The organism is Mycolicibacterium obuense, from assembly GCF_055397605.1.
The window spans coordinates 5587592-5612893 of sequence record NZ_AP043663.1 but is presented as its reverse complement, the minus strand read 5'-3'; the positions used below and the strand labels follow the sequence as shown (position 1 = coordinate 5612893).

General features: G+C 69.5%; 19 protein-coding genes. 5 read left to right on the top strand and 14 right to left on the bottom strand.

Annotated elements, in window-relative coordinates; genetic code table 11:
- Nucleotides 1-25: 25 nt before the first annotated feature.
- The 3 genes from murJ to ACZ50N_RS27175 form a co-directional block, all read right to left on the bottom strand.
- Entirely contained in the window at nt 26-3550 is a 3525-nt protein-coding gene (gene murJ / locus ACZ50N_RS27185; RefSeq protein ID WP_464475737.1) for a murein biosynthesis integral membrane protein MurJ, read from the bottom strand.
- Between the two features lie 74 nt (nt 3551-3624).
- Entirely contained in the window at nt 3625-6009 is a 2385-nt protein-coding gene (locus tag ACZ50N_RS27180) for a DUF6049 family protein (protein ID WP_464474258.1), read from the bottom strand.
- A complete protein-coding gene (locus ACZ50N_RS27175; RefSeq protein WP_198529210.1) occupies nt 6006-6779 on the bottom strand; it encodes an NUDIX hydrolase in 774 nt (257 codons plus the stop codon). The genes ACZ50N_RS27180 and ACZ50N_RS27175 overlap by 4 nt, the downstream gene beginning before the upstream one ends.
- A gap of 85 nt (nt 6780-6864) precedes the next feature.
- On the opposite strand from ACZ50N_RS27175, the gene ACZ50N_RS27170 reads away from it, so the two are divergent.
- Nucleotides 6865-8319 (top strand): CCA tRNA nucleotidyltransferase, encoded by a 1455-nt coding sequence (locus tag ACZ50N_RS27170; RefSeq protein ID WP_046364582.1) that lies wholly within the window; start codon nt 6865-6867, stop codon nt 8317-8319.
- 17 nt (nt 8320-8336) lie between these two features.
- Complete coding sequence (locus ACZ50N_RS27165; RefSeq protein WP_046364581.1) at nt 8337-8831, top strand: hypothetical protein; 495 nt, start codon at nt 8337-8339, stop codon at nt 8829-8831.
- A 3-nt stretch (nt 8832-8834) separates the two neighbouring features.
- On the opposite strand, the gene ACZ50N_RS27160 is transcribed toward ACZ50N_RS27165, so the two are convergent.
- Together ACZ50N_RS27160 and ACZ50N_RS27155 are read right to left on the bottom strand one after the other, a co-directional pair.
- Nucleotides 8835-9614, bottom strand: a complete 780-nt coding sequence (locus ACZ50N_RS27160) for a TIGR03084 family metal-binding protein (RefSeq protein WP_464469304.1) — start codon at nt 9612-9614, stop codon at nt 8835-8837.
- A gap of 10 nt (nt 9615-9624) precedes the next feature.
- Entirely contained in the window at nt 9625-10920 is a 1296-nt protein-coding gene (locus tag ACZ50N_RS27155; protein ID WP_464469303.1) for an MFS transporter, read from the bottom strand.
- 131 nt (nt 10921-11051) lie between these two features.
- Here ACZ50N_RS27155 and ACZ50N_RS27150 point away from each other — a divergent pair, with 131 nt between their 5' ends.
- Nucleotides 11052-11657, top strand: a complete 606-nt coding sequence (locus ACZ50N_RS27150) for a YqgE/AlgH family protein (RefSeq protein WP_046364580.1) — start codon at nt 11052-11054, stop codon at nt 11655-11657.
- Nucleotides 11658-11659: 2 nt separating this feature from the next.
- On the opposite strand, the gene ACZ50N_RS27145 is transcribed toward ACZ50N_RS27150, so the two are convergent.
- Nucleotides 11660-12013, bottom strand: coding sequence for a hypothetical protein (locus ACZ50N_RS27145; RefSeq protein ID WP_046364579.1), 354 nt, complete (start codon nt 12011-12013; stop codon nt 11660-11662).
- A 75-nt stretch (nt 12014-12088) separates the two neighbouring features.
- On the bottom strand, nt 12089-12997 hold the full coding sequence (locus ACZ50N_RS27140) for an LpqN/LpqT family lipoprotein (protein ID WP_048424827.1): 909 nt from the start codon (nt 12995-12997) through the stop codon (nt 12089-12091).
- A gap of 206 nt (nt 12998-13203) precedes the next feature.
- On the opposite strand from ACZ50N_RS27140, the gene leuS reads away from it, so the two are divergent.
- On the top strand, nt 13204-16035 hold the full coding sequence (gene leuS, locus ACZ50N_RS27135; RefSeq protein ID WP_464474257.1) for a leucine--tRNA ligase: 2832 nt from the start codon (nt 13204-13206) through the stop codon (nt 16033-16035).
- Between the two features lie 55 nt (nt 16036-16090).
- Here leuS and ACZ50N_RS27130 read toward each other — a convergent pair whose 3' ends face one another.
- A complete protein-coding gene (locus ACZ50N_RS27130) occupies nt 16091-16756 on the bottom strand; it encodes an SDR family oxidoreductase (protein WP_073682353.1) in 666 nt (221 codons plus the stop codon).
- 54 nt (nt 16757-16810) lie between these two features.
- On the opposite strand from ACZ50N_RS27130, the gene ggh reads away from it, so the two are divergent.
- Entirely contained in the window at nt 16811-18151 is a 1341-nt protein-coding gene (ggh, locus tag ACZ50N_RS27125) for a glucosylglycerate hydrolase (RefSeq protein ID WP_048424825.1), read from the top strand.
- A gap of 3 nt (nt 18152-18154) precedes the next feature.
- Here ggh and ACZ50N_RS27120 read toward each other — a convergent pair whose 3' ends face one another.
- The 6 genes from ACZ50N_RS27120 to ACZ50N_RS27095 all read right to left on the bottom strand — a co-directional run bounded on the left by ACZ50N_RS27120 (nt 18155) and on the right by ACZ50N_RS27095 (nt 25253).
- Complete coding sequence (locus tag ACZ50N_RS27120; protein ID WP_464474256.1) at nt 18155-18595, bottom strand: MarR family winged helix-turn-helix transcriptional regulator; 441 nt, start codon at nt 18593-18595, stop codon at nt 18155-18157.
- 67 nt (nt 18596-18662) lie between these two features.
- Complete coding sequence (locus tag ACZ50N_RS27115) at nt 18663-19409, bottom strand: amino acid ABC transporter ATP-binding protein (RefSeq protein ID WP_046364573.1); 747 nt, start codon at nt 19407-19409, stop codon at nt 18663-18665.
- A complete protein-coding gene (locus ACZ50N_RS27110) occupies nt 19409-21208 on the bottom strand; it encodes an ABC transporter substrate-binding protein/permease (RefSeq protein WP_464474255.1) in 1800 nt (599 codons plus the stop codon). Before ACZ50N_RS27110 ends, ACZ50N_RS27115 begins: the two co-directional genes overlap by 1 nt.
- 76 nt (nt 21209-21284) lie before the next feature.
- Nucleotides 21285-22079: an LLM class F420-dependent oxidoreductase gene (locus ACZ50N_RS27105; RefSeq protein WP_166429135.1), complete on the bottom strand. Its 795-nt coding sequence runs from the start codon at nt 22077-22079 to the stop codon at nt 21285-21287.
- 112 nt (nt 22080-22191) lie between these two features.
- Entirely contained in the window at nt 22192-24261 is a 2070-nt protein-coding gene (locus ACZ50N_RS27100) for a PhoX family protein (protein WP_464474254.1), read from the bottom strand.
- A gap of 95 nt (nt 24262-24356) precedes the next feature.
- Nucleotides 24357-25253 (bottom strand): Rv0045c family esterase, encoded by an 897-nt coding sequence (locus tag ACZ50N_RS27095; protein WP_464474253.1) that lies wholly within the window; start codon nt 25251-25253, stop codon nt 24357-24359.
- Nucleotides 25254-25302: the final 49 nt, after the last annotated feature.

Below are 25302 nucleotides of genomic sequence, written 5' to 3'. Positions count from 1 at the left end.
GGGGGCCCTGCGCACCAGTTTTCGGTCAGCCGGCGGCTTTGAGCGTGATCTCCGAGACGTCGGTACGGCTCTGCCCGTTGACCTGTCCCAGCGTGGAGATCCACACGAGCACATAGGACGTCGGGGCGGCGTTCTCGACCGCAATGGTGTTGGTTCCGGGCTTGAGCGTCGTGGGCTGGGTGAGCGCGGTCGTGTCGTCCAGCGACGACGGTGACGCCGATGTCGCCGAACGGATCTGCACCGCAGTGCCGGTGCTGTTGACGTTGATACCGACCGAACCCAGCGTGGTCGGTTGCGGCAGCTGCAGCATCAGGCCGACACCGTTCTTGAATCCGGGGAAGGGGGCCGCGTCGCTGTAGGTGTCGGTGGGCCACACCGTGCTCGGATCGCCGTCGATCGCCAAGCCGGCGAGATCCGGCGCATCGGCCTCGCCTTCGGGCGAGAACACCGTGGCGCGAACGGGTTTCACGACGGCCCCGGCGTCGGTGGTGCTGCTGTTCGGCTGCGACGACGTCGGGGCGTTGAGGCCGAGCTCGTCACCGCTGAGCCCGTTGCCCACGTCGCCGAAGATGTTGCTGAGCACGGTCGCCAGCAGGATCACCACGAGTACCACCGCGGCGGCGGCCACACTGACACCGATGATCAGGCGCTTGCGCCGCCGGGCCGCGTCGTCGGGATCGACCGGGGCGCCGGGGACACCCGGCACCGGGGACGCAGTCTCGTCGACCGGGGCGAGGTGATCGGTGCGGTCAGCGATCGCCGTGGCCTGCTGCAGCAGGTTCAGCATCGTCGAGGCGCTGCGGATCCCGCCGTTCTCCTGCGCGGCACGAGCGGCGGCCGCGGAGATCTGGAACGGGATGTCCCGGTCGACGGTGCGGGGTTCGACGGGTTGGCCGGCGGCATCCAGCTCGGCGGCGGCGAGCCCACTGGGTTGGCCGCTCTCGGGCAGCGGCCACCGGTTGATCAGCAGCGCATACAGCGCCGCGCCGATGCCGCGGATGTCGTCGTCCGGGGTCGCCGACGGGAGCGTGGCCGGGAACGCAAGCGCCACATCACCGTCGATGCTGACGCGGATGCGGGCCGGATGGTCGATCGCCAGCGCGACGCCGCTGCGGTGCGCCGCTTCCGCCGCCGCGGCCAACGACTGGATGGCGCGGGCACCCCCGATCGGGGAGGGGGAGGTGTCGGCGACTTCGGCGAGGGAGCCGCCTCGAATCCATTCGGACACGACGAGGCCGCCGGTGCCGGTGGGCATCACGTCGAGAACCCGCGCCACCCCGGGCATGTCGATGCGACCCAGCCGTTGGGTGCGATCCAGGATCGCCTGCACCTCGCTCGCGGGCAGCGTTCCGTCCGGGTCGACGAACGTCAGGGCGACCTGCCGGTCCAGCGCCGTGTCGAGCGCCTGCCAGAACTGCAGGGTGGGTGGTCCGCCATGTGAGACGAGCAGGCGGTAACGGCCTTTGCCGACGGTGGCGCCGGGGATGAGGTGCATGTCCTCCGCCGCGGTCGCCGCCTCGAGCGGTGGTTCGCGGGGCGGATCGAAGGCCAGCGATTCGCGGGTGGGGTCATTGCTGTAGTCGGCGCGGGGGCGGGGCGTGCCGGCGGCGGGCATCGCCTCGGTGGGCGAGGCGGAGTCGGCGGGGGTGGGGTCGACAGCGGGCGGCTCGGCCGGGGCCGGCTCATCGGGCTCCGGCACGTCGGGCTGGAAGTCATCAGCCGACGGGCGATCGATGCGCGCCGTCTTGGCTGGATCGGCCGGATCGGACGTCTGCCGCGGGGCCGGATGACCACCGGCGGGGGTGTCGCTCACGGCAGCTCCTTTCCCGGTCCTGTGTTCGCCAACCATGCCTCCCTGTCCCCGGTGCGTCGTCCCGGGAAACTGACGCGTCCGTCGCGTCGAGGTGAGATCAGGGTACGTGAGCCCCCCGTCCGGCCGGGTCGAGACGGAGGCCCCGGCATCGGCGTGGCGGCGACCGAGGCGCGCCCGCACCGCGCCCGCCGCCGCAACCGCCTCGGGGACCTTCGCGGCGAGCAGGATTCCGGCGATGATCGGACCCATGACCAGGCCCAGCACCGCCAGCCGCAGCAGGGACCCGGCCGCACCGAAATGGTCGGTCAGCGATCCCAGCCCTGCCAGCCGGTCGAGCACGTGGGCTATCAGGCCGGCCGCGAGCGCCGCCGTGATCGTGACCAGCACGGTGCGCACGACGTCGGTGGAGAACAGGCGCCCGCCGGGGGGATTCAGACGATTACGCAGCAGCAGATAGCCGAGCGTCGCACCGGCGAGAAAGCCCAAGCCGTTGGCCAGCCCAAGGTAGCCGGCGACCAGCTCCCGGTTGGTGGTCAGGTGCGGCGCCGCCAGCGAGCCGGCGACCTTCACGACCGTGATCACCACGATCAGCAGGATCGGCGTCCACGGCTCCTCGCGGGCATAGAACACCCGCAGCTGCAGCAGAACCAGGGCGTACGGGATCAGCGTGAACGCTGACAGCGTGATCGCCATGCCGAGGTAGCCGGCATCGACGGCGCCGAAATTGCCGTAGGAGAACAGCGCGCTGCCGATCGCCGGACCGCCGACCGTCATCAACGCGACCACCGGGATCAGCGTCACCATCGTCAAGCGGGTCGCCAACGACAGATCGGCGAGTACAGCGGGTCCGTCGCCGGCCGCCGCGTTCCGGGACAGGCGCGGCATCACGACGGTCAGCACCGTCACCCCGACGATGCCGAACGGCAGCTGCAGGATCAGCCACGTGTAGTTGTAGATCGCCGGGCCCGACGCTGCCGCACCGCTGGCGACCTGATTGCCGACGATGAACCCGACCTGGCTGATGAGCACGTAGAGCACCATCGCCAGCGCCATCATCCCGAACTTCTTGAGTCGCGCGTCGATGCCCCACAGCGGCCGCAGGCTGACCCGCTCGCGCCGGATCGCCACGAACAGCACCGCGGCCTGTGCGACGACGCCCAGCGTCGTCCCGATGCCAAGGACCAGGAGCTTGGCGTCGCCCATCGTCACCGGGTTCAGTGAGAGTTCGCCCGGCACAAGGAGATACAGGCCCAGGGTGAGGATCGCGACGACGTTGTTGACCACGGGCGCCCACGCCGGGGGCCCGAAGATGTTGCGGGTGTTCAGGATTGCCATGAACACCGACGACAACCCGTAGAAGATGATCTGCGGCAACAGCAGGTAGGCGAACGCCGTCGTCAACGGCCGGTCCACCAGGGGTTCCGACCCCAGCATCAGATCGACCAGCAGCGGGGCGCCGGCGGTAGAGATGATCGTCACCACGATCAGCAGGGTGGTGGCCAGCGTCAGAAGCCTTCTGATGAAGGCGGATCCGCCGTCGGGGTCGTCACGTTCGGCGCGGGCGAGCACCGGCACGAAGATCGCGGTGAACGTCGCCTCCAGCACCAGCGCGGCGATCATGTTGGGCAGCTGATTGGCCACCGTGAACGCGCTGGACAGCGCTGCACCGAGGATCGCGGCGAGCAGCACGATCCGGGCGAACCCGGTGAGTCGGCTGACCAGCGTGGCCAGCGCCATCCCCCACGAGCGCGACACCACCGCGGCGTCGGAGAGCTCGGCACGGGCCGGGGCCCGCCGTGGTTGCGCCGTACTCACCGGCGCCTCCGCTCGTCGTCGGAGTAGGCGAGCGCCACCTCGATCGGGTCGGGGCGGTGCGGATCGGCCTCGAGATCGGCGCGGTCAGGCTGGCCACGGAACCGGTGCCACAGTCGGCGCCCGACGAGCAGCACCAGCACCGCACCGCCGGTCAGCGTGATGAAGAACAGCACCTTGCCGTACGCGTTGGAGTGCACCGACAGCCGCACCGGCTCGCCGAGCGACAAGCCGTCGACGGTGCGCAGCGACACGTCCACGGCCACCCGCTGGGTGAAGTGGACCTCGATGGGCACCTTGAGCGGAAGGAAGCCGGGTGGCAGCACGATCTCGCCGGGGTCGGTCACCGTCATGCCGGGCGGGGCGTCGATCTGCAGGCGCACCCGAATCGGGACGGGCAGATCGTTGCGCAGCGCCAGCGGCAGCGGGCTGCGCTCGGTGGCCAGCGTGTAGGAGCCGCCGGGATTGACGATCGTCACGGCCTTGAACAGGTCCTCCACGGTGCCGCCGACGGTGGTCAGCCGCTGCTGGGCGAGCCCGTTGCGCGCGTCCGGCGGTACCGACTGGCTCAGGGCCCGCAGCATGTCCTCGCGCAGCGGCGCCGTGTACTGCGGTCCGGTCAGCCCGGTGCGGTCGTCGGTGGTCAAGGCGTCGGTGAGGCCGCGGAGTCGGTTGGTGGTCGCTGCGATCCCGGACACCACGCCGTCGTCGAAGCGCCCGCGCGGGTTGCCGACGTTGTCGGCGGGGGGTGGCGCGCTGCCGTGGACGGTGGCGGCCTCGTCGAGCACCGCCCGCAGCGGTCGTGGCGCGGCGAGTCCCGACCGGATCGTGGTGGCGACGGTGGTCAGCACGGCCTCTGCGTCCTCGGCGGTGGCGTTCCACATCAGGGGCGGCATGATCAGCTGGCCCCGCGGTGAGGCATCGGGGTCCAGGCCTCGCCAGAGCAGTGCGCCGAGCGCGTCCTGTCGACGCGCGATCGCCGAGTCCTGTTTCACCGAGATGCTCAGCGACGGGGCCAGATACGACGGTGATTCCGGCGCGGTGCCCATGCCGGCCAGCGCGGCGCCGACGGCGGGATCGAAGGGTGCGGTCACCACGTTCGGCGTGTACCGCACCGGCGCTGTGTCCGCGGTCTGCGGTTGTCCGCCATCGGCCTCGTCCGGACCGGTCAGGTTGGCCGCCGCCAGCGCCACGGTCGGACCCTGCGCGGACATCAGGTCGACGGCGGCCGCGGTGAGGGGTCCGTCGCCGACGATGGTGGCGCCCCGGGTGGAGGCCACGCCGAGGATCTGATCGACCACGTCGGCGGCGCCGCCGGTCGCGGCCGCCGCCAACGCCGGATCGTTGACGCGGTGCAGCGCGTCGAGGTCGGCTTGGGCGTATGGCGTCGCGGTCACGCACATCCGCTGGGCCAGCGCCTTGAGCCGGGCGAGCCAGCCGATGGCGGCCTGCTGCCCGGTGCCCGGATGCGTCGGCGTGGTGCGCGGGCCCGCGTCCGCGGCGTCGTTGACGACGTAGCCGTTGGTCATCGCGTTCACCGTGACCAGAAGGTCGGGGTCGACGGCCAGACACAGCCCGCCGGTGACCTCACCACCCGGGTCGACCTGCGGGCTCGTCGCGAAATCCGCTGCGGTCAGCAGACTGTCGAGCCGGCCGCCCGGCGCGAGGGACGTCGCCAGATCGTCGTCGATGAGCCGCACCGGGGTGGTGCCGCCCGGGGCGCCTGCCGCGAGCCGGGGTCGGTCGGCCAGCGGCCAGAGCATCGTCAGGCCGACGGGCCTGGTGGTGTCCGGGGGTACTGCGGACGTCACCGTGTCGGTGGCCGCGTCGTTCTGCTGATCGGGCGGTACACCCACGACGGGCAGCAGGAAGCGGGAGTCGTCGAGGCGGGCCGGCGCCCCGTAGTCCGGCGTGCCGTTGACGTTCACCATCACCGGGTAGACGCCCGGCTCACTGACGTCGAAGGACGGATGATCCGCCGAGCGCAGCGGGTACGACAGCCGGAACGGGACGTTCTGGCCCCGGGCCATCTCCGGGGCGATCGTGATGAAGTCGGCGACCGGCTGGAACTGATCGACGTTGCCGGCCAGGTCGGTCCTCAGCGCGGTCGACGACGCCACCGGATCTGCCCGTTCGAGGCGCACCACCACGTCGCGCACCGCGCGGTCGCCGACGTTGCGGATGGTGCCGGTGACCGTCACCATCGGGTCGCTCGTGGTGGTGACCACATCCGGGGTGATGCTGTCGATCTGGACGGTGAGGAACGGCAGGGGGGACGGCTGCGTGGCCGGCTGGGCGTCCGCGACGGCGGGCGCGACGATCGGCAGAACGGCAGCCAGCAGGGCGACGACCGCGGCGAGCAGGCGCGCGGGCAGACCGATCACGGACCCTGACCGTAGCCGTTCGCCCGTCGGCCCGGCTGGGGTTGCGCCGTCGGATCAGTCCTGTGGTTGCGGGTGCGCGAGTGCGTCTGGCCCCGGCGCCGCGGTGTGCTGCGGGGCAGCGGAGGCAGCGCCGCGGGCCCGTCGCTGTGCAGTTTGTCGATCAACTCGTCGGCGACCTCGGCGAGCCGGCGTTCGTCGGCGTAGGCCAGCCGCTTCGGCAGTTCCTGCAGCGGCACCCAGGCGACCTCGGTGACCTCGACGTCTTCATCGGACAGCTCGCCGCCGGCGAATCGCATCAGATAGTGGTGCACGGTCTTGTGGACCCGGCGGCCCTCGGTGACGAACCAGTAGTCGATGCTGCCCAGCGCGGCCAGCACGCTGCCCTGGATGCCGGTCTCCTCGGCGACCTCGCGGATCGCTGTCTGTTCGGCGGTCTCGCCCCGTTCGATGTGGCCCTTGGGCAGGGACCACAGCATGCGCCCGCGGCGGTCGGTCCGCCCGATCAGGGCGGCGACCTGGCTTTCCTTCGGTCCGTCGAGGCCGTCGATGACCAGGCCGCCCGCGGAGGTCTCGTGCACGGTGCGCAGGCGTTCGGTGGGCCGGCGCGGCCCGGAGCGTTGGGGTTTGGGGGTCGCGGGCGGGGTGTCGGCGGGGTTGACGTCCCGCGGCCCGGCCGGCTGTTGGGTGCCTGCCTCGGGCGGTCCTGCCGCGCGTCGGCCCCGACGCCGCCCGCGGCGTCGTCGAGGTTTTGGCTGCTCGCCGTCCGACACCCAAGCGATAGTAGCTGCCATGAACTATCGGCCACGCCGCACTCGCCGGTCGGTGACATGGCTGTGACCAGTAGGCTCATCGGACGTGCCTGAGCCCTCGTCCGGACAAGATGTCGCCGAACTGCTGGCTGCCGCGCAGGTGTCCCTGGGGCGGCACCACAAGGTGCTGCAGGCGCTCGGCCGGGTGTTCACCGATGCCGGGCATTCGATCTATCTGGTGGGCGGCAGTGTGCGCGACGCGCTGCTGGGCCGGCTCGACACCGATCTGGACTTCACCACCGATGCGCGCCCGGAGCAGATGAAGCCGCTGCTGGCCGGCTGGGCCGATGCGCTCTGGGACACCGGCATCGAGTTCGGGACGCTCGGCGTCGGCAAGGACGGCGACCGCCTGGAGATCACCACGTTCCGTGCCGACTCCTACGACCACGTCACCCGCCATCCCGAGGTGCGCTTCGGCGACAACCTCGCCGACGATCTGGTCCGTCGTGATTTCACCGTCAACGCGATGGCGGTGCGCCTGGACCCCGAGCAGCCCGGCGGGCTGGGGGAGTTCCTGGATCCGCTCGGCGGGCTCGCCGCGCTGCAGGCCCGCACGCTGGACACCCCGGCCGAACCCGAGGTGAGTTTCACCGACGATCCGCTGCGGATGCTGCGGGCGGCGCGGTTCGCGGCCCAGCTCGGATTCACGGTGTCGCCGCGGGTGCGGCAGGCGCTGACCGAGATGGCGCCGCAGCTGTCTCGGATCAGCGTCGAGCGGGTGGCGGCCGAGCTCGACAAGACGCTTCTGGGCGCCGACCCGGTCGCGGGGGTGGATCTGATGGTGCAGACCGGGCTGGGCGGGATCGTGCTGCCGGAGGTCGGGGCGATGCGCATGGCTATCGACGAGCACCACCAGCACAAGGACGTGTACCAGCATTCGCTGACCGTGCTGCGGCAGGCCATCGATCTCGAAACCGACGGCCCGGATCTGGTGTTGCGCTGGGCCGCGCTGCTGCACGACATCGGTAAGCCCGCGACCCGGCGCCACGAGCCCGACGGCGGCGTCAGCTTCCACCACCACGAGGTGGTCGGCGCGAAGATGACCCGAAAGCGGATGCGCGCGTTGAAGTACTCCAAGCAGATGGTCGACGACGTGTCGCAGCTGGTGTACCTGCATCTGCGGTTCCACGGCTACGGCGAAGGCCGGTGGACCGATTCGGCGGTGCGCCGCTACGTGACCGACGCCGGACCGTTGCTGAGCCGGTTGCACAAGCTCGTGCGGGCCGACTGCACGACGCGCAACAAGCGCCGCGCGGCCCGGCTGCAGGCCAATTACGACGATCTCGAGCACCGCATCGCGGAGTTGGCGGCCAAGGAGGATCTGGCGCGCGTGCGGCCGGACATCGACGGCAACGAGATCATGACGCTCCTCGGCATCCCGCCCGGCCCCGCTGTCGGACAGGCGTGGAACCACCTCAAGGAGGTGCGCCTGGACCGCGGCCCGCTCAGCCACGACGAGGCGGTCGAGGAATTGCTCAGGTGGTGGAACGAGCAGCGGTAGCCGTGCGTCTGACAGTCATGGAGTACTGCGTGGGCGACGTCGACGGCGGCGCGACGATGTGGAGTGCCGACCCGATGACCGACGTCGACGGTGACGGTGTGCTGGATGCGGTGATGCTGGATCTGGATCACGACGGCCTGGTCGACGACGCGCTCGCCGATCTCGATGCGGACGGACTCGCCGAACACGGTGTGCTCGGTGTCGGGGGTGCGGGTGCGGTGACCGTGACCGACGACGGGACCGGCACGTGGGCGGTGCATCTGGATCCCGGGGCGGCGTTGCGATGGCTCGGGCTCGACGGCGTCGAGCATCCGGCAGGCGCCGCGACGGTGGATCTGGACGGCGACGGGCTGGCCGACGAGCGGCTCGTCGATTCTGATGGTGACGGGTTGGCCGACCGGGCATTCGGGACGGGCACCGCCTGGGTCGACACGGACGCCGACGGCCGCTGGGACGTCCGATTGGTCGACGCCGACGGCGATGGCGCCGCTGACAGCGCCACGCCTATCTGAGGTTCAGCTCCGCCCAGCCCCGGGCGGGCCCGCGAACGCCTGCGCGATCGTGAGCCACTGTTCGGCGTCCGATCCGACGGCGACGATGTCGAGCGCGGACCGCGGGCGGCGTTGCGTCACCAGCATGCAGAAGTGCTCGGCGGAGCCCTGCACCCGCTGCGAGGCATCCTCCGGCCCCCAGGTCCACTCGCTGCCGTCGGGCGCAGAAAGTTTCACGTGGAACGGTTCGGCCGGCGGCGTCAGCCCGTGCACGGCGTAGGCGAAATCGCGGGTCCGCACGCCGATGTGCGCGATCGACCGCAGCCGCGCCGTCGGTGTGCGGGTCACGCCGAGCGCATCGGCGACATCGAGACCATGCGCCCAGGTCTCCATCAGCCGGGCGGTGGCCATGGACGCGGCGCTCATCGGCGGTCCGAACCAGGGCAGCTTGCGACCCTCGGGCACAGACACCAGGGCGTCGTGCAGCGCTGCGCGGGTGGCCCGCCAGTCATTGAGCAGGGCGTCGGGCGCGGTGTCGGCCAACTCTTCGGCGGCGGCGTCGACGAAGCCGCTGGGGTTCTGCGCCGCGGCGGAAACGACGTCAGAGCCGAAGGCGTCCTCATCGGTGACGGCGATCAGGGACGTGCGATCAGTCCACAGCAGATGCGCGATCTGGTGCGCGATCGTCCACCCGGGCGCGGGCGTGGCGGTGGCCCAGCGTGCCGCCGGGAGGTCCGCGACCAGCGCATCCAGCTCGTCGCTCTCGGCGCGCAGGTCAGCGACGATGGGGGCAGCTCCGGCCATGGCGGTCACCCTAGCCCGCGGGGCGTCGCCGCCGCGCCACGGTCGCGTAGACGGCAAGCCCCACCAGATAGATCGCGGTGCCGGCGAAGGCGACTGCGGGCGCATGCCCGTCGGCCGGCATCACGAACGCCGCCGCGGCGATCGCGAGGATGAACGCCATCCAGAACAGCGCGTCCTGCACCGTGAAGACGTGTCCGCGCAGGGCGTCGTCGACGTCGATCTGCATCGCGGTGTCGGCGCACAACTTGACCACCTGACCGGCTCCGCCGAGCAGGAAGCCGCACGCGATCATCACCGGCAGCCGCAACGTCGCGCCGCACAACTGGACCGCTGCGGCGAACGCCAACGCCCAGATCGGGGTGGCGTAGCGGCCCCAGCGCTTCACGAGGATCGGCGTCACCGCCGTCGCCAGGAAGGACCCGATACCCGTCGCCGCCACGAACAGCACCGCGGTGCCCAGCCCCGCCACCGCGGCCGTGTCGCTGTGCCGCACGATCACCAACACCAGCAGCGTGTTGAGGCCGAACGCCATCCGGTGCGCCGAGAGCCCCGCCAGGGTCGCGGTCACGGTCGGCACGGCGAGCACCGTGCGCGCGCCGTGCAGCCATCCCGTCGCCACGGCGTAGGCGACGGAACCGTGCACGGCCCGGGCACTGTCGTCTGGACCCAGCACCCGCGGCGGGAAGCGCACCGACAGCCACAGCGCCAGGGCGACCGGGACCGCCACCAGGAAGATGATCATCGACGCGCCGGAATCACTGGAGCCGAACAACCAGCGCGGCAGCAGCATGAAGTTCGCACCGAAGAACGCCGCTGCGGCGCCGGTGGCCGTCGCGACCGAGTTCATCGCCACCACCTGCTCACGCGGCACCACGTGCGGCAGCGCCGCCGAGAGCCCCGATGAGACGAACCGCGTCATCCCGTTGACCACCAGCGCGCCCAACAGGATCGGTAGATCACCCAGACCTGCCGCCAGCAGTGTGCCCACGACGAGGATCAGCACGAGGCGGCCGGTGTTGGCGCCGATGAGCACCACTCGCCGGTCCCATCGGTCCAGCAGCGCCCCGGCGAACGGTCCGAGCACCGAGTACGGCAGGAACAGCACGGCGAACGCCGCGGCGATCGCCCACGGATCGGCCGCGCGCTCGGGGTTGAACAGGATCGCGCCGGCGAGACCGGCCTGGAACAGCCCGTCACCGAACTGGCTGACGGCCCGCAGTTCCAGGAGGCGGCGGAACCCGGGCAGGGACTTCGTCGTCTGCCACACCGAACTCCACCCTGCGCGGGATGCGCGATCGTCGGGCACGGAGGTCACGTCCTAGGAGTGGGTGGCGCGTCGAAGGTCGGCAGTGGCGCGACCGGACACCACAGTACAAATATTGCGCCGGGGCCGGCTTGTTCGCCTCCGCGCGACGGTGGTGATGACAGAATGGTCCGGTGGCGCAGCCAGAGGACCCGGAGGATTTCGTCGCCCCAGCGGCGCACCGGGTGCGCGCGGGCACCTTGCTGTTGGCGAACACCGATCTGCTGGAGCCGACGTTCCGGCGCAGCGTGATCTACGTCGTCGAGCACAACGACGGGGGCACCCTCGGGGTGGTGCTGAACCGGGCCAGCGAGACGGCCGTCTACAACGTGCTGCCGCAGTGGGTGAAGTTGGCCACGAAGCCGAAGACGATGTTCGTCGGCGGTCCGGTCAAGCGCGATGCCGCACTCTGCCTGGCCACGTTGCGGGTGGGCGTCGACGTCACCGGGGTGCCGGGGTTGCGGCACATCCAGGGGCGTATCGCGATGGTCGACCTCGACGCGGATCCCGACGCAGTGGCCCCGATGGTCGAGGGTGTCCGCATCTTCGCCGGCTATTCGGGCTGGACCATCGGCCAGCTCGAGGGGGAGATCGAGCGCGACGACTGGATCGTCCTGTCGGCGTTGCCGTCGGATGTCCTCGCCGAGCCGCGGACTGATCTGTGGGGCAGGGTGCTGCGTCGTCAGCCGATGCCGCTACCGCTGCTGGCGACGCACCCGATCGACCTCAGCCGGAACTGACCTCAGCGGCATGACAAGGTGCAAGCCGCGCACGACCCGGCACACCCGGCGTCGGCGCTCTGCCGCGCGTTGGCTCGGGCCACGACCTTGGCGCTCTGCCAGCAGCCCGCAGCCAGCGTCGCCACCGCGCCGATGACGCAGACCGCGAGCACGACCGATGCCGTCGATGCCGTCGCTGACAGCGCGACCGCTCCGCCGGCCGCCAGCATCACGGCTGCGGCCAACTGGATGGGGGCGACCCCGCGCAGCACCTGACGGACGAAGTCACCGATGGGGGCGGGCCGCGTCAGCGACCAGACTCCCAGCGCCGCGGTCACGAACGCGACGCCCAGGCACAACACTGCGGCGACCATCACAAGTCACGAGGATACGGCGTCGGTGGCGGGCCGCCGTCCCCCGGGCGCCAGGCTTCGCCCGGGGGACGACGCCGCTCAACCCTGCAGTCCCAGCAGCTGCGGCGCGGGGGCCACCGCAGCGGGGGCAGCAGGAGCAGGGGGCGCCGGTGCTGCCGGCGCGGGGGGTGCGCCCAGTGGCGCACCGGGCGCGGGTGCCGCGGACGGCACACTCACCTTGAAGCCTTTGATGATCGCCTCGGTGGCATCCGCGGCGGCGACGACCTGGTCGACGCTCGTGGTGACGGCCAGCGAGACCAGGTAGCGATCCGGGCCGACAGTCGCCAGCACGTGCCGTCGCGACGTGTTCAGCGTCATCGCGTTCTCCCGGTACGTGCCCTCGATCAGCGACGAGGGCATCCCGCCGAACTCGGCGAACGAGGCATCGGTGGCGCGCCACGCCGGCTGCTGCTGGGCATCGATGAAACCGTGGCTGATCGCCTCTCTGGGGTCGAAGTCGCCGATGAGCTTGTAGACGACCACCTGGGCGTTCGACGAGTAGAGCCCGTTGCCGCCGACGCGGTCGGCGATCACCGCGAAGGCGTCCGGCACGTTCGGGTCGGGAATGTGCTGCCAGCCGCGTGGCATCGGCAGCACGATGTTCAGTGCACGGAAGTCACGGCTGGACTGCGGCTCCAACGTGACGCCCTTGGCCGCGAAGAAGTCGGTGAGTGTGCCGGAGGTGGCCGGCACGATCTGCGGTTGCGGGGCGACAGGCGCGGTGACGCCGGCGGGTACAGCGGTCACTCCTGCGGTGACGGGCGCCACACCTGCGGGGGCCGCGGCGGCGCCGGGCTGCGCGATGGTCGCCGGGGACGGCTGGGTCGGTTGCACCGGCAGTGGTTGTGCCGACGCCGCGGCGGTGAGAGCGAGCGCACCGACCACTGCGGCGGTGCACGCACCTACCCCTCTTGCCAGAACCCGCCGGCCGCGGGCGATTTCGCTCATCGAGTGAAGTCCTCCCAGTCTCTCTGCCCGATTTCCAGACGCCCCGTGTGCTCGTGGGGCCGGGCAGGCGAGAAATGTATCCACGGCGCAGGGCCGGTCACCAGGGCTGGAACCGACCTGGGACCAACCCCTGACGCATCCGCAACGGAACCGAGATCAAGCCGTGGCCCGCGGGGCGGCTGGGCTGCGGCTTATACGCTGATGGCGTGATCGACACGCCGACTTCCGAAGACACCCCCCGCTACCGCTATGCCGCGGAGCTGGCCGGGGAGATCGAGCGATCCTGGCAGCAGCGGTGGTCGCAGGACGGCACCTTCAACGTGGCCAACCCGGTGGGTGAGCTCGCCCCGGCTGACGGGACGTCCGTTCCCGCCGACAAGATGTTCGTGCAGGACATGTTCCCGTATCCGTCAGGTGAGGGGCTGCACGTCGGTCACCCGCTGGGCTACATCGCGACCGATGTCTACGCCCGCTACTACCGCATGACGGGTCGAAACGTTCTGCACGCGTTGGGTTTCGACGCGTTCGGTCTGCCCGCCGAGCAGTACGCGATCCAGACGGGGACGCACCCGCGCACCCGCACCGAGGCCAACATCGTCAACTTCCGCCGCCAGCTGGGCCGGCTGGGGCTCGGCCATGACACCAGGCGGAGTTTCTCCACCACCGACGTCGACTTCTACAAGTGGACGCAGTGGATCTTCCTGCAGATCTTCAATGCCTGGTTCGACCCGGCCCAGAACAAGGCCCGGCCGATCGCCGAGCTGGTCGCCGAATTCGAGAACGGTGCGCGTGAGGTCGGTGACGGGCGTAGCTGGTCGTCGCTGAGCGATGGGGAGCGCGCCGATGTGCTGGCCGACCACCGCCTGGTCTATCTGGCCGACTCGGTGGTGAACTGGTGTCCGGGGCTGGGCACGGTGCTGGCCAACGAAGAGGTCACCGCTGACGGCCGCAGCGAGCGCGGCAACTTCCCGGTGTTCCGGAAGCGGTTGCGGCAGTGGATGATGCGCATCACCGCCTACTCCGACAGGCTGCTCGAGGATCTCGACGTGCTGGACTGGCCGGACAAGGTCAAGACCATGCAGCGCAACTGGATCGGCCGGTCGACCGGCGCGAGCGTGCTGTTCGGAACCGACGCCGGCGATGTCGAGGTGTTCACCACCCGGCCCGACACGCTCTTCGGTGCGACCTATCTGGTGCTCGCTCCCGAGCACGAGCTGGTCGACGAACTCGTGGCTGCGGACTGGCCGGCCGGGGTCGACGCGCGGTGGACCTTCGGCGGTGCGACGCCGGCCGAGGCCGTCGCGGGCTATCGGGCGTCCATCGCGGCGAAGTCGGATCTGGAGCGCCAGGAGAACAAGACCAAGACCGGCGTGTTCCTCGGCTCCTATGCGGTCAATCCGGCCAACGGACAACAGGTTCCGGTGTTCATCGCGGACTACGTGCTTGCCGGCTACGGCACGGGCGCGATCATGGCGGTGCCCGGTCACGATCAGAGGGACTGGGACTTCGCCACGGAGATCGGCCTGCCGATCGTCGAGGTGATCTCGGGCGGAGACGTGTCGGACGCCGCGTACAGCGGCGAGGGCCCTCTGGTGAACTCCGACTTCCTCGACGGCTTGGACGTCGCGGCCGCGAAGGCCGCGATCACCGAACGGCTGGTTGCCGACGGGCGCGGACGGGCTCGCGTGGAATACAAGTTGCGCGACTGGCTGTTCGCCCGGCAGCGGTACTGGGGCGAGCCGTTCCCGATCGTGTACGACGCCGACGGGCGGGCTCACGGGTTGCCCGAAGAGCTCCTCCCGGTCGAGCTGCCCGACGTGCCGGACTATTCGCCGGTGCTGTTCGATCCGACCGACGCCGACAGTGAGCCGTCGCCGCCGCTGGCCAAGGCCTCCGACTGGGTGAACGTCGAACTGGATCTCGGTGACGGGTTGAAGCCCTACACCCGCGACACCAACGTGATGCCGCAGTGGGCCGGCAGCTCCTGGTACGAGCTGCGCTACACCGATCCGTACAACAAAGAAGCCATGTGCGCCAAGGAGAACGAGGCGTATTGGATGGGACCGCGGCCGGCCGAGCACGGCGCGAACGATCCCGGCGGTGTCGATCTGTACGTCGGCGGCGTCGAGCACGCGGTGCTGCACCTACTGTATTCGCGGTTCTGGCACAAGGTCCTTCACGACCTCGGCCACGTCAGTTCGCGGGAGCCGTACCGGCGGCTGGTCAACCAGGGCTACATCCAGGCGTTCGCGTACACGGATTCGCGGGGTACGTATGTGCCGGCCGCCGACGTGGTGGAGCGGGACGGGAAGTTCTTCTACGACGGCGCGGAGGTGAACCAGGAGTTCGGCAAGATCGGCAAGAGCTTGAAGAACTCGGTCTCGCCCGACGAGATCTGCGAGGAGTACGGCGCGGACACACTGCGCGTGTACGAGATGTCGATGGGTCCGCTGGAGGCCTCCCGTCCCTGGGCGACCAAGGACGTCGTCGGCGCGCACCGCTTCCTGCAGCGGGTGTGGCGCCTGGTGGTCGACGAGGCGACCGGCCAGGTGCGCGCCACCGACGACGCCGCCGATGAGGACACCCGGAAGGTATTGCATCGCACCATCTTCGGGGTCAACGAGGACTATGTGGCACTGCGGAACAACACCGCCGCGGCCAAGCTGATCGAGTACACCAATCACCTGACCAAGCAGTCGGTGACCGCGCGTGAGGCGCTCGAACCACTGGTGCTGATGGTGGCGCCGTTGGCCCCGCACCTGGCCGAGGAGCTGTGGTCGCGGCTGGGGCACGATGGGTCGCTGGCGCACGGACCGTTCCCGGTGGCTGATCCGGCGTATCTGGTGGAGGACACCGTGGAGTACCCGGTGCAGGTCAACGGCAAGGTGCGCAGCCGGGTCTCGGTGGCCGCGGACGCGGCCGCGGATGTGGTCGAGGCGGCGGCCCTGGCCGACGAGAAGGTCGCGGGCTTCGTCGAGGGCCGCACCCCCAAGAAGGTGATCGTGGTGCCCGGCCGGTTGGTCAACATCGTCGTCTGAGCGATTTCGGCGTGCTTGTCGTCGCTGAGCGACGGTTTGCACGCCGAAATCTCGCTCAGCGGGGCCGGACGATGACCTCGTGGATGTGGGCGTCGCGGGGTGCGTTGATCGCGTCGACGGTGACCGCGGCGACGGTCTCGACGCTCAGGAACTGCGACGGGTCGTAGTCGCGGCCCTCGTAGGCGATCAGATCCTCCTGCATGGCGGTCGCGATCCGGCCGGGGTGCACTGAGGTCACGCGCAGGGCCGGTTCGTCGGCGCGCAGTGAGTCGGCGAAGCCCCGCAGCGCGAACTTGCTCGCCGAGTACGACGCCAACCCCGGTGAGGCGTTGATCCCCGCACCGGAGTTGATGAACACGACGTGCCCGGCGGCGGCGCGCAGCGCGGGCAGCAGTTCGAGCGTGAGGGCGACGGCTCCGACGACGTTGACGGCCATCGTGGCGCGCCACTGGTCGACGGTGGTCTCGCCGACGCGGCCGGGATAGGCGACACCGGCGTTGTGGATCAGCACGTCGAGTTCGACGATCGGCTCCACGACCGCGGGAATCGCATCGGGATCGGCCAGGTCGATCGGCCAGGTGGTCGCCCCCAACCGCTCGGCGACGGCGTCGAGGCGATCCGAGGGGCGCCCGGCGAGGAAGAGGGTGTGGGTGGGGGCCAGCGCGTCGGCCAGCGCGGCCCCGAGGCCTCCGGCGGCGCCGGTGATCATGGCGGTCGGCACATTCGCACCCTACCGACCTGCGCCGCGCGCGAACTCGTCGCATCATGGGAGGCGATGCCCCACGATCCGAGCTTTGCCCCGACACAACTCGCCGCCCGCGCGGCCTACCTGTTGCGCGGCAACGATCTCGGCACCATGACCACGGCGGCGCCGTTGCTGTATCCGCACATGTGGAGCTGGGACGCCGCCTTCGTGTCGATCGGGCTCGCGCCGCTGTCGGTCGAGCGGGCCGTGGTGGAGCTCGACACGCTGCTCTCGGCGCAGTGGCGCAACGGCATGATCCCGCACATCGTGTTCGCCAACGGGGTCGACGGATACTTTCCGGGGCCGGCGCGGTGGGCGGCGTCGGCGCTCTCGCCCGATGCGCCCCGCGGCAGGCACACCTCCGGGATCACGCAGCCGCCGGTGCATGCCATCGCCGTGCAGCGGATCCTCGACCATGCTCGCCGGCGTGGCCGCTCCACCCGCGCGGTCGCCGACGCATTCCTGGATCGCCGCTGGGGTGATCTGGTGCGTTGGCATCGGTGGCTCGCCGAGTGCCGGGATCAGAAGGGGCACGGCCGCGTCACGGTCTACCACGGGTGGGAGTCCGGCATGGACAACTCACCGCGCTGGGATGGCCCGTACGCCAACGTGATTCCCGGTGATGTGCCCCCGTATCAACGCGAGGACAACAAGATCAACACCGACGCGAGTCAGCGTCCCAGCGATCTGGAGTACGACCGCTACCTCTGGCTGGTCGAGCAGATGAAAGCGGTCCGCTACGACGACCGGATGCTGGCCGACGCAATGAGTTTCGCGGTCGAGGACGTGTTCGTCTCGGCGATCTTCTCGGTGGCCTGCCAGGTTCTCGCCGAGATCGGGGAGGATCACAAGCGCCCGCACGCCGACGTCAAGGATCTGTATTCCTGGGCGGACCGGTTCCGGGCCGGCGTGATCGATACGACGGATCAAAGGACTGGTGCGGCAAGGGATTACGATGTCCGCGCCGATCGGTGGATCGCTACGGAGACGGTGGCTCAGTTCGCGCCTCTGCTGTGTGGGGGGCTGCCGCACGAGCGTGAGCGCGCGCTGATCCGGCTGCTCGAAGGGCCGCGGTTCTGCGGTCATCCGGACATGGCGTACGCACTGATTCCGTCGACGTCGCCGGTGTCGCGTGACTTCCGGTCCCGGGAGTACTGGCGCGGTCCGGTGTGGCCGGTGATGACGTGGTTGTTCTCGTGGTGCTTCGCCCGGCGCGGCTGGGCGGAGCGGTCGTCGGCGCTGCGGCGGGAGGGGCTGCGTCAGGCCAGCGACGGCACATTCGCCGAGTACTACGAACCGTTCACCGGGGAGCCGCTGGGCAGCATGCAGCAGTCGTGGACCGCGGCCGCGGTACTGGACTGGCTGGGCTGAGCGCTATTCGGCGATCCGCTCGAGCGGTGCCAGGGCGTTGGTCAGCGCCGCGAGTTCCTCCTCGCTGAGGTTGCTCAGCAGCTGCGCGAGGTGGGCCTGCCGGGAGGCCAGGGCGTCCCGATGCTGGGCGAGCCCCTCAGGGGTGATCTCGACGAGCACGGCCCGCAGATCCGAGGGATCGCGGGATCGCTTGACCAAGCCCAGCTTTTCCAGGCGCCGGATGGCGACGGTGGTGGTGGGCGTGCGAACCCGCTCGTGGGCGGCCAGCTCGGTCATCCGCATGGGTCCGCGGTCGAGCAGGGTCAGCAGGATCGACAGCTGCGCGAGCGTGAGATCGCCGGCGGTCGCGGTCTTGCCGGTGTGACGGAGCACGGACATCAACTTGGCCAGCACGCGCTGCAGATCGCCTGCAACATCGCTGACCTGGGCCTCCGTGGTCACCATAATTTTGGCAGTCTAACGGGTCGCGGGCTGCCGCGACGCCTGGTCAGCTTCTTTGCCGTAAATATGCTCACAGCACCTGCGAGAGGAAGCGCTGCAGCCGCTCCGTCTCGGCTTTCTCGAAGATCTGCTCCGGTGGTCCGGTCTCGACCACCCGGCCGCGATCCATGAACACCACGGTGTCAGCGAAGGATCGGGCGAAATCCATCTCGTGGGTCACGATCACCATCGTCATCCCGTCGGCGCCGAGCTCGGCCATGAGCGCCAGCACGCCTTTGACCAGTTCGGGATCCAGCGCAGAGGTCGCCTCGTCGAAGAACATCACCTGCGGTGACATCGCCAGGGCGCGCGCGATCGCCACGCGCTGCTGCTGGCCACCCGAGAGGGTGGTCGGCCGCACCTCCGCCTTGTGTCGCAGCCCGACCCGGTCGAGTTGCGCGAGCCCGAGTTCACGTGCCGCGTCGGCGGCGAGGCCTTTGAGCCGACGCGGGGCCAACGTCACGTTCTCGAGCACTGTCTTGTGCGGGAACAGCTGAAACTGCTGGAACACCATGCCGATTCGTTGACGCAGCTGGTCGGGGTCGTCGTGCAGCACGGAGCGCCCGTCGAGCAGGATGTCGCCACGATCGGGCTCGTAGAGACGATTGAGGGTGCGCAGCAGGGTGGACTTGCCCGATCCCGACGGCCCGATGACGGCGGTCGACGTGCCGGCGGCGACGTCGAGATCGACACCGCGTAGCACGGCATTGGGGCCGAAGGACAGGTGCAGGTCGGTGGCGGCCAGCGACACCGGTTCCAGTCCGGTGGCGGTCGCCATCAGTTCATCTCCTGGGCTGTCGAGGTGAGCAACGGATCGTCCTCCTCGTCGGGCCGGCGTCCGCGACGCAGGCGCGCGTCGATGAAGTTCACCAGGTGGGTGAGCGGGATGGTCAACGCCAGATAGAAGATCCCGGCAGCGACGAGAGGGGAGAGGTTGCCGGTCTGCGCGTTGAGGTCGCGACCCACCTGGAACAGCTCACGCTGATTGGCGATCAGCCCGAGGAAGTACACCAGCGAGGACGCTTTGAGCAGCGAGATGAACTGGTTCATCAGCGCGGGCAGCACCCGACGCACCCCCTGGGGGATCACCACCAGGCGCATCGAGGTGGCGTAGCTGAAGCCCAGTGCCCGCGATGCCTCCAACTGGCCGGGGTCGACGCTCTGGATGCCCGAGCGGAAGATCTCGCCCACGTACGCGGCCGCCATCAACCCCAGCGCCGCGATGCCTAGCGGGTACGGGTTGTTGCCGGTGAGGTGTCCGACGATCGGGCCGATGCCCAGTCCGATCAGCAGGATGATCACGACCTCGGGCAGACCGCGGAAGATGTCGGTGTAGATGCGAGCCGGCCACCGCAGCCACCGAGACGTCGAGATGCCGGCCACGGCCAGCACCATGCCGAGCACCAGACCGATCACGCTGGCCGCAAAGGTCAGGATCAACGTGTTGGGCAGGCCCGTCGTCAGCAGATCCGGGATGGCTTGGCGGTAGAGGTTCCAGTCGAGGAACGAGTCCTTGAGTTGGGAGAGCGTCGATTTGGGGGCGACGGGCGCCGTCGGGCCGGCGGTCGCCTGGTTCTGCGCGGCGATCGCGGTGAAGTCCGGCAGCTGTGGGACCGGCGCGGCTTTGGACCCGGGTTTCCAGCCCGGGGGTAGGGCGCGTGGCACCCAGTCGGAGTAGAGCCGCGACCACGTCCCGTCGGCGATGATCGCGTCGAGTCCCGAGTTCAGCGCGTCGATCAGCGGCCGGTTGTCCTTGGCGACGGCCCAGGCGACGAAATTGTCCAGGCTGAACGTGTTTTCGATGATCTCGGCGGGATCGCCGGACTTGACCGTGCCCTGCGCCTGCTGCGACGGGGCGACCCAGGCGTCGATCTGGCGGGTCTTCAGGCTGGCGTAGACGGTGTTGTAGTCGGGGAATTTCACCGGCTGCAGCTTCAACGTGTCGATGACGTAGGACTCCTGCACCGTGCCCTGCACGACGCCGATGCGTTGTCCTTCGGCCAGCTTGTCGAAGCCGGTGATCGCGGATCCCTGCGGCACGACGAGCGAGAAGTAACCGAAGTCGTAGCCGTTGGTGAAGCCGACGGTCTGCCGCCGGGCGTCGGTGGTGGTGATCGATGACGAGCCGACGTCGAAACGGCGCGCGGCCACCTGAGCCAGCAGCCCGGAGAATTCGGTGCCGACGAACTGGATCTTGAGGCCGAGCTTGTCGGCGATGGCCTTCAGCAGTTCGTTGTCGTAGCCGGTGAACTGGCCGGCGGAGTCGATGCAGATACTCGGTGGGGCATCGGAGAGGGTGCCGACGGTCAGGGTGCCGGGCCGCGACAGCCCGAGTGCGTTGACGTCGATGTTCTGCAGCGGTGTCACGCCGGGCGTCGTGTACTTGTCTTCGCCGGGACCGGCCGCCGCCGCGGAGAGGTTGGTCGGCAGCGCGCTGGCGCTCTTCTCTCCGGGCGGTGCGCATTGATCGTTCTGCGCGCCCGCCGGGGCGGCGAGGCCCATCGCGACGAGGAGACCGGCCACCCACAGCACCGCGAACCATCTCACGACGGGAGCGGATACTCGCTTGCTGCTCATCTCAAGCAACGTAGTGGGCGTCGCGGCGCAGCCGAAAGTTTCGGCTCATCGAGTGTTGAAACACCGCTGCCGGACGTCAGCCGTCGCGGCGGTCGCGCCACCGGCACAGCGCCTCGGCTTTCGTGAGGTCGTAGTCGGGGCCGTTGACGCCGATCGTCAGCAGGGTGACGCCGAGCCCGACGAGCGAGTCGGCGCCTGCGAGCATCGCCTCCTCGCTGCCCTCGGGGACGCCGGAGGACCGCTCGATCGCCGAGGGATCACGTCCGACGTCCGCGCAGTGACCGTCGAGGACCTCGGCTTTGCGGGGGTAGGTGGAGGCGTCGGTGAAGCCGTGCCAGATGTGGGCATACTCGGCGACCAGCCGCAGGGTCTTCTTCTCTCCCTGTCCGCCGATCAGGATCGGGATGTCGCGGGTCGGCGCCGGGTTGAGTTTGCCCAGGCGCGACGTGATGCGGGGCATCGCGGCGGCGAGGTCGTCGAGCCGGCTGCCCGCAGTCCCGAACTCGTAGCCGTACTCGTCGTAATCCTTTTCTTTCCAACCGGATCCGATACCGAGGATCAGTCGGCCGTCGGAGATGTGGTCGACGGTGCGGGCCATGTCCGCGAGCAGCTCCGGGTTGCGGTAGGAGTTGCAGGTCACCAGAGCGCCGAACTCGATGCGTGAGGTCTGCTCCGCCCAGGCCGCGAGCATGGTCCAACATTCGTAGTGCGCGCCGTCGGGGTCCCCGTACAGCGGGAAGAAGTGGTCCCAGTTGAACGCGATGTCGACACCGATGTCCTCGCAGCGGCGCACGGCGTCGCGGATGTGGCGGTACTCGGTCGAATGCTGGGGTTGCAGTTGCACGCCGATGCGCACGGGACGGCTGGTCATTCCAGCACAGTAGCCCCTGGCGAGCAGACGCAAACTCGAGTGTTCTGGGCCGAAATCACTCGAGTTCGCGATCCCCCGCAAGCGGGAGGTGCCCCCAGCTCGCGAGCAGAAATCAGACCCCTATCGCGCCGTTGTCCTTCCACACCGCCACCACCGACGGCCGGGCCGTGCCGTTGCCGCCCTCGGGCCAGCGCGACTGCGGATCGTCGATGCTGTTGTCGTCGTTCTCGCCGGGATGCTGCACGCAGACGGTGACCAGGGTGTCGGTGACGACGGGCCCACAGGTCTCCGCGCCGATGGGCACGGTCAGGAACTGTTTCACCTCACCGCGATTCGGCCCGTCGAGCGCGACGGCGAACAGCCCGTCGTTGGAGTCGAGCGCGTTGCCGTCGGTGGAGATCCACAGGTTGCCGTGGCTGTCGAAGGCAAGATTGTCGGGGCAGGAGATCGGGCTGACCTTGCTCTTGTCGAAGCCCGCGAAGTAGGTGTCGGCGGCCGCGGGATCCCCGCACACCAGCAGCAGTTCCCAGGTGAAGTCGGTGCCGGCGTGATTGTCGGAGATCTCGAGGATCTGGCCGCTCTTGTTGTCGTTGCGGGGATTCGCGGCATCAGGTGCTGCCTCGCCGGGCGCACCGCGTTCGTCGTTGTTGGTCAGCGCCACATAGACCTTGCCGGTCTTCGGGTTGGCCTCGAAGTCTTCGGGCCGGTCCATCTTGGTGGCGCCTGCCTTGTCGGCGGCCATGCGGGTGAACACCGCAGCTTCCTGGGCGGTGATGCCCTCGACCAGCGACTGCGCCTGACCGCCTGGCCCGCTGCGCAGCAGGGGCAGCCAGGTGCCGGACCCGCTGAACGAGCCCTTCTCCGGCAGCGTGCCCGAGCCGTCGATCTGCGCGGGCGGGATGTCGCTGGAGAGCTTGGCGACATACAGCGTGCCTTCGTCGAGGATCGACATGTTGTGCGCCATCGCCGCCGGGTCTGTTCCTGATTGCACCTTCTTGGCCGACACGAACTTGTACATGTAGTCGAACCGCTGATCGTCGCCGGTGTAGGCGACGACGGTGCCGTCGTCGGTGACGTAGATCGTGGCGCCTTCGTGCTTGAGCCGGCCCAAAGCGGTGTGCTTCACCGGGGTCGACGCCGGATCCCACGGATTGAGCTCCACGACGTAGCCGAACCGGTTCACCTCGTTCGGGTTCTTGGTGAGGTCGAATCGCGGGTCGAAGGTCTCCCACTTCAACGATGTCGGTGCCGCTTCGACGCCGTAGCGGTCCATCCGGTCGGCGTCGACGGGGCCGGGTTTCGGGGCGCCGTCTGCCGCTCCGAAGTACTCGTGGAAGTTCTCTTCGCCCGACAGCACGGTGCCCCACGGGGTGACCCCGCCCGAGCAGTTCGCGAAGGTTCCGGCGACGGTGCGGCCGGCGGGATCGGCTGCCGTCTTGACGAATGCGCTCCCCGCGGCCGGCCCGACGAGGGTGAAGGGGCTGTCGGCGGTGATGCGCCGGTTGTACTGGCCGATAACAGGTTTCAGCCCATCGGCGGTTCGCTCGACTTCGACGACACCCATGCCGACGGCCGCGATCTCCACCTCGAATTGCTCGCGGGTAGGGGCGTCGGGCTTGTAGCCGGGGAACATGAACTGCGGGGTGACGTACTCGAAGTTGGTCACCAGCAGGAAGCGGTCGCGCCGCCCGGGGATCGGCAGCAACCCGGCGAAGTCGTTGTTGAAGCCGAACTGCCCGCGCTGCGCGGCGCCGGTCTGCCGGTTGACGTCGAAGGCGGGGGCACCGGGCAGGATCGGGTCGCCCCAGCTGACGACGACCCCGTGCCGGTAACCATCGGCGACGACGACGGCGTCCTCGCTGTTGGGCGCCACCGATGCGAAGTTCATCCCGGGTACGGGGCCGGGTGCAGGTGCTGCTGACGACGACGTGGGCGCGGGTTGGGTGGGGGAGGAGCAGGCCGCAAGAGCGGAGCCGGCGCCGACCGCGAGCACCGCGACGCCGCCGGCCTGCAGCATCGAGCGTCGCGAGACCGCCTTGGCGATGTCGCCGAAGTACTCGTTGTCGCTGCGGTTGGGCACCGGCTTTGAGCAGGCGTCGCCGCACTTGAACACGCACGTGACGTGTTGGCGGCGCGACTTCCCGTCGTGGCTGACGAACAGGTTCAACGGCAGGAGCGTCATGAATTCCCTCGAGTCGGTTCCAGCGCGGACCGCGCGAACCTACGACACCTGAACCAGCAGCAGACCGCCAGCGAGTGAACAGCAAGTGTCCAGGGTCAGCCGGCCAGCACGCCCCGCAGCAATTCCACCAAAGCCCGCGGCTGGTCACTCTGCACCGAGTGGCCCGAGTTCTCCACGACATGCACCCGCTGGAAACCCGGTGCGGTACGGGCGAATTCGGCGGCGTCATCGTCGTTGACGAAGAACGACGTCGCCCCGCGGATCAACGTCGTCGGAGTGTGCAGCCGCGGCACGTCCTCCCACAGGCCCTCGAAGCCCTCGCCCTTGCGGATCGAGTCGTACCGCCATGTCCACGATCCGTCGTCGAGCCGCTTGGCGTTGTGGAACACCCCACGCCGCAACGACTCTCGATCGCGGTGCGGAGCTGCCGCGACGGTCACGTCGAGCATTTCGGCAAAGGAAGGAAACGTCCGCTCACCCTGGACCAGCGCGACGGTTCCCTTCTGGGCGTCGGTCATCTGCTGGTGGCGCTCGGGTGCCGACGGGGTGACATCCACCAGGACGAGACGGCGCACCAGTTCCGGGGCTGCCACAGCCAACCGCAGGGCGGTCAGCCCGCCGAGCGACATGCCCACCACGAGGTCTGCGTCGGGAGCCAGATCTCTCACCACCGGTTCGACGGCGCGGGCGTTGAGCACCGGGCCGTAGTCGCCGTCCTCGCGCCACGCGGATCGGCCGTGGCCCGGCAGATCGATCGCCAGTGCGGGCAGGCCGAGGCCCATGATCACGGTGTCCCAGGTGTGCGCGTTCTGCCCGCCGCCGTGTAGGAACACCACACGTGCCGGGTCGTCACCGAACCGCAGTGCACTGACCGGCCCGTGTTCGACGCGGGTCGCGGGCATCGGCTCACCGTTCACGCCGGCTTGTCGCGCGTTCTCGGGGAGGAAGACGAACTCGGAGAGTCCGGCCAGTTCGTCGTCGCTGTCGACCATGGTTGGACACTACGCACCTCGGGGATATTGAGATGCGACGGGCGTCGGG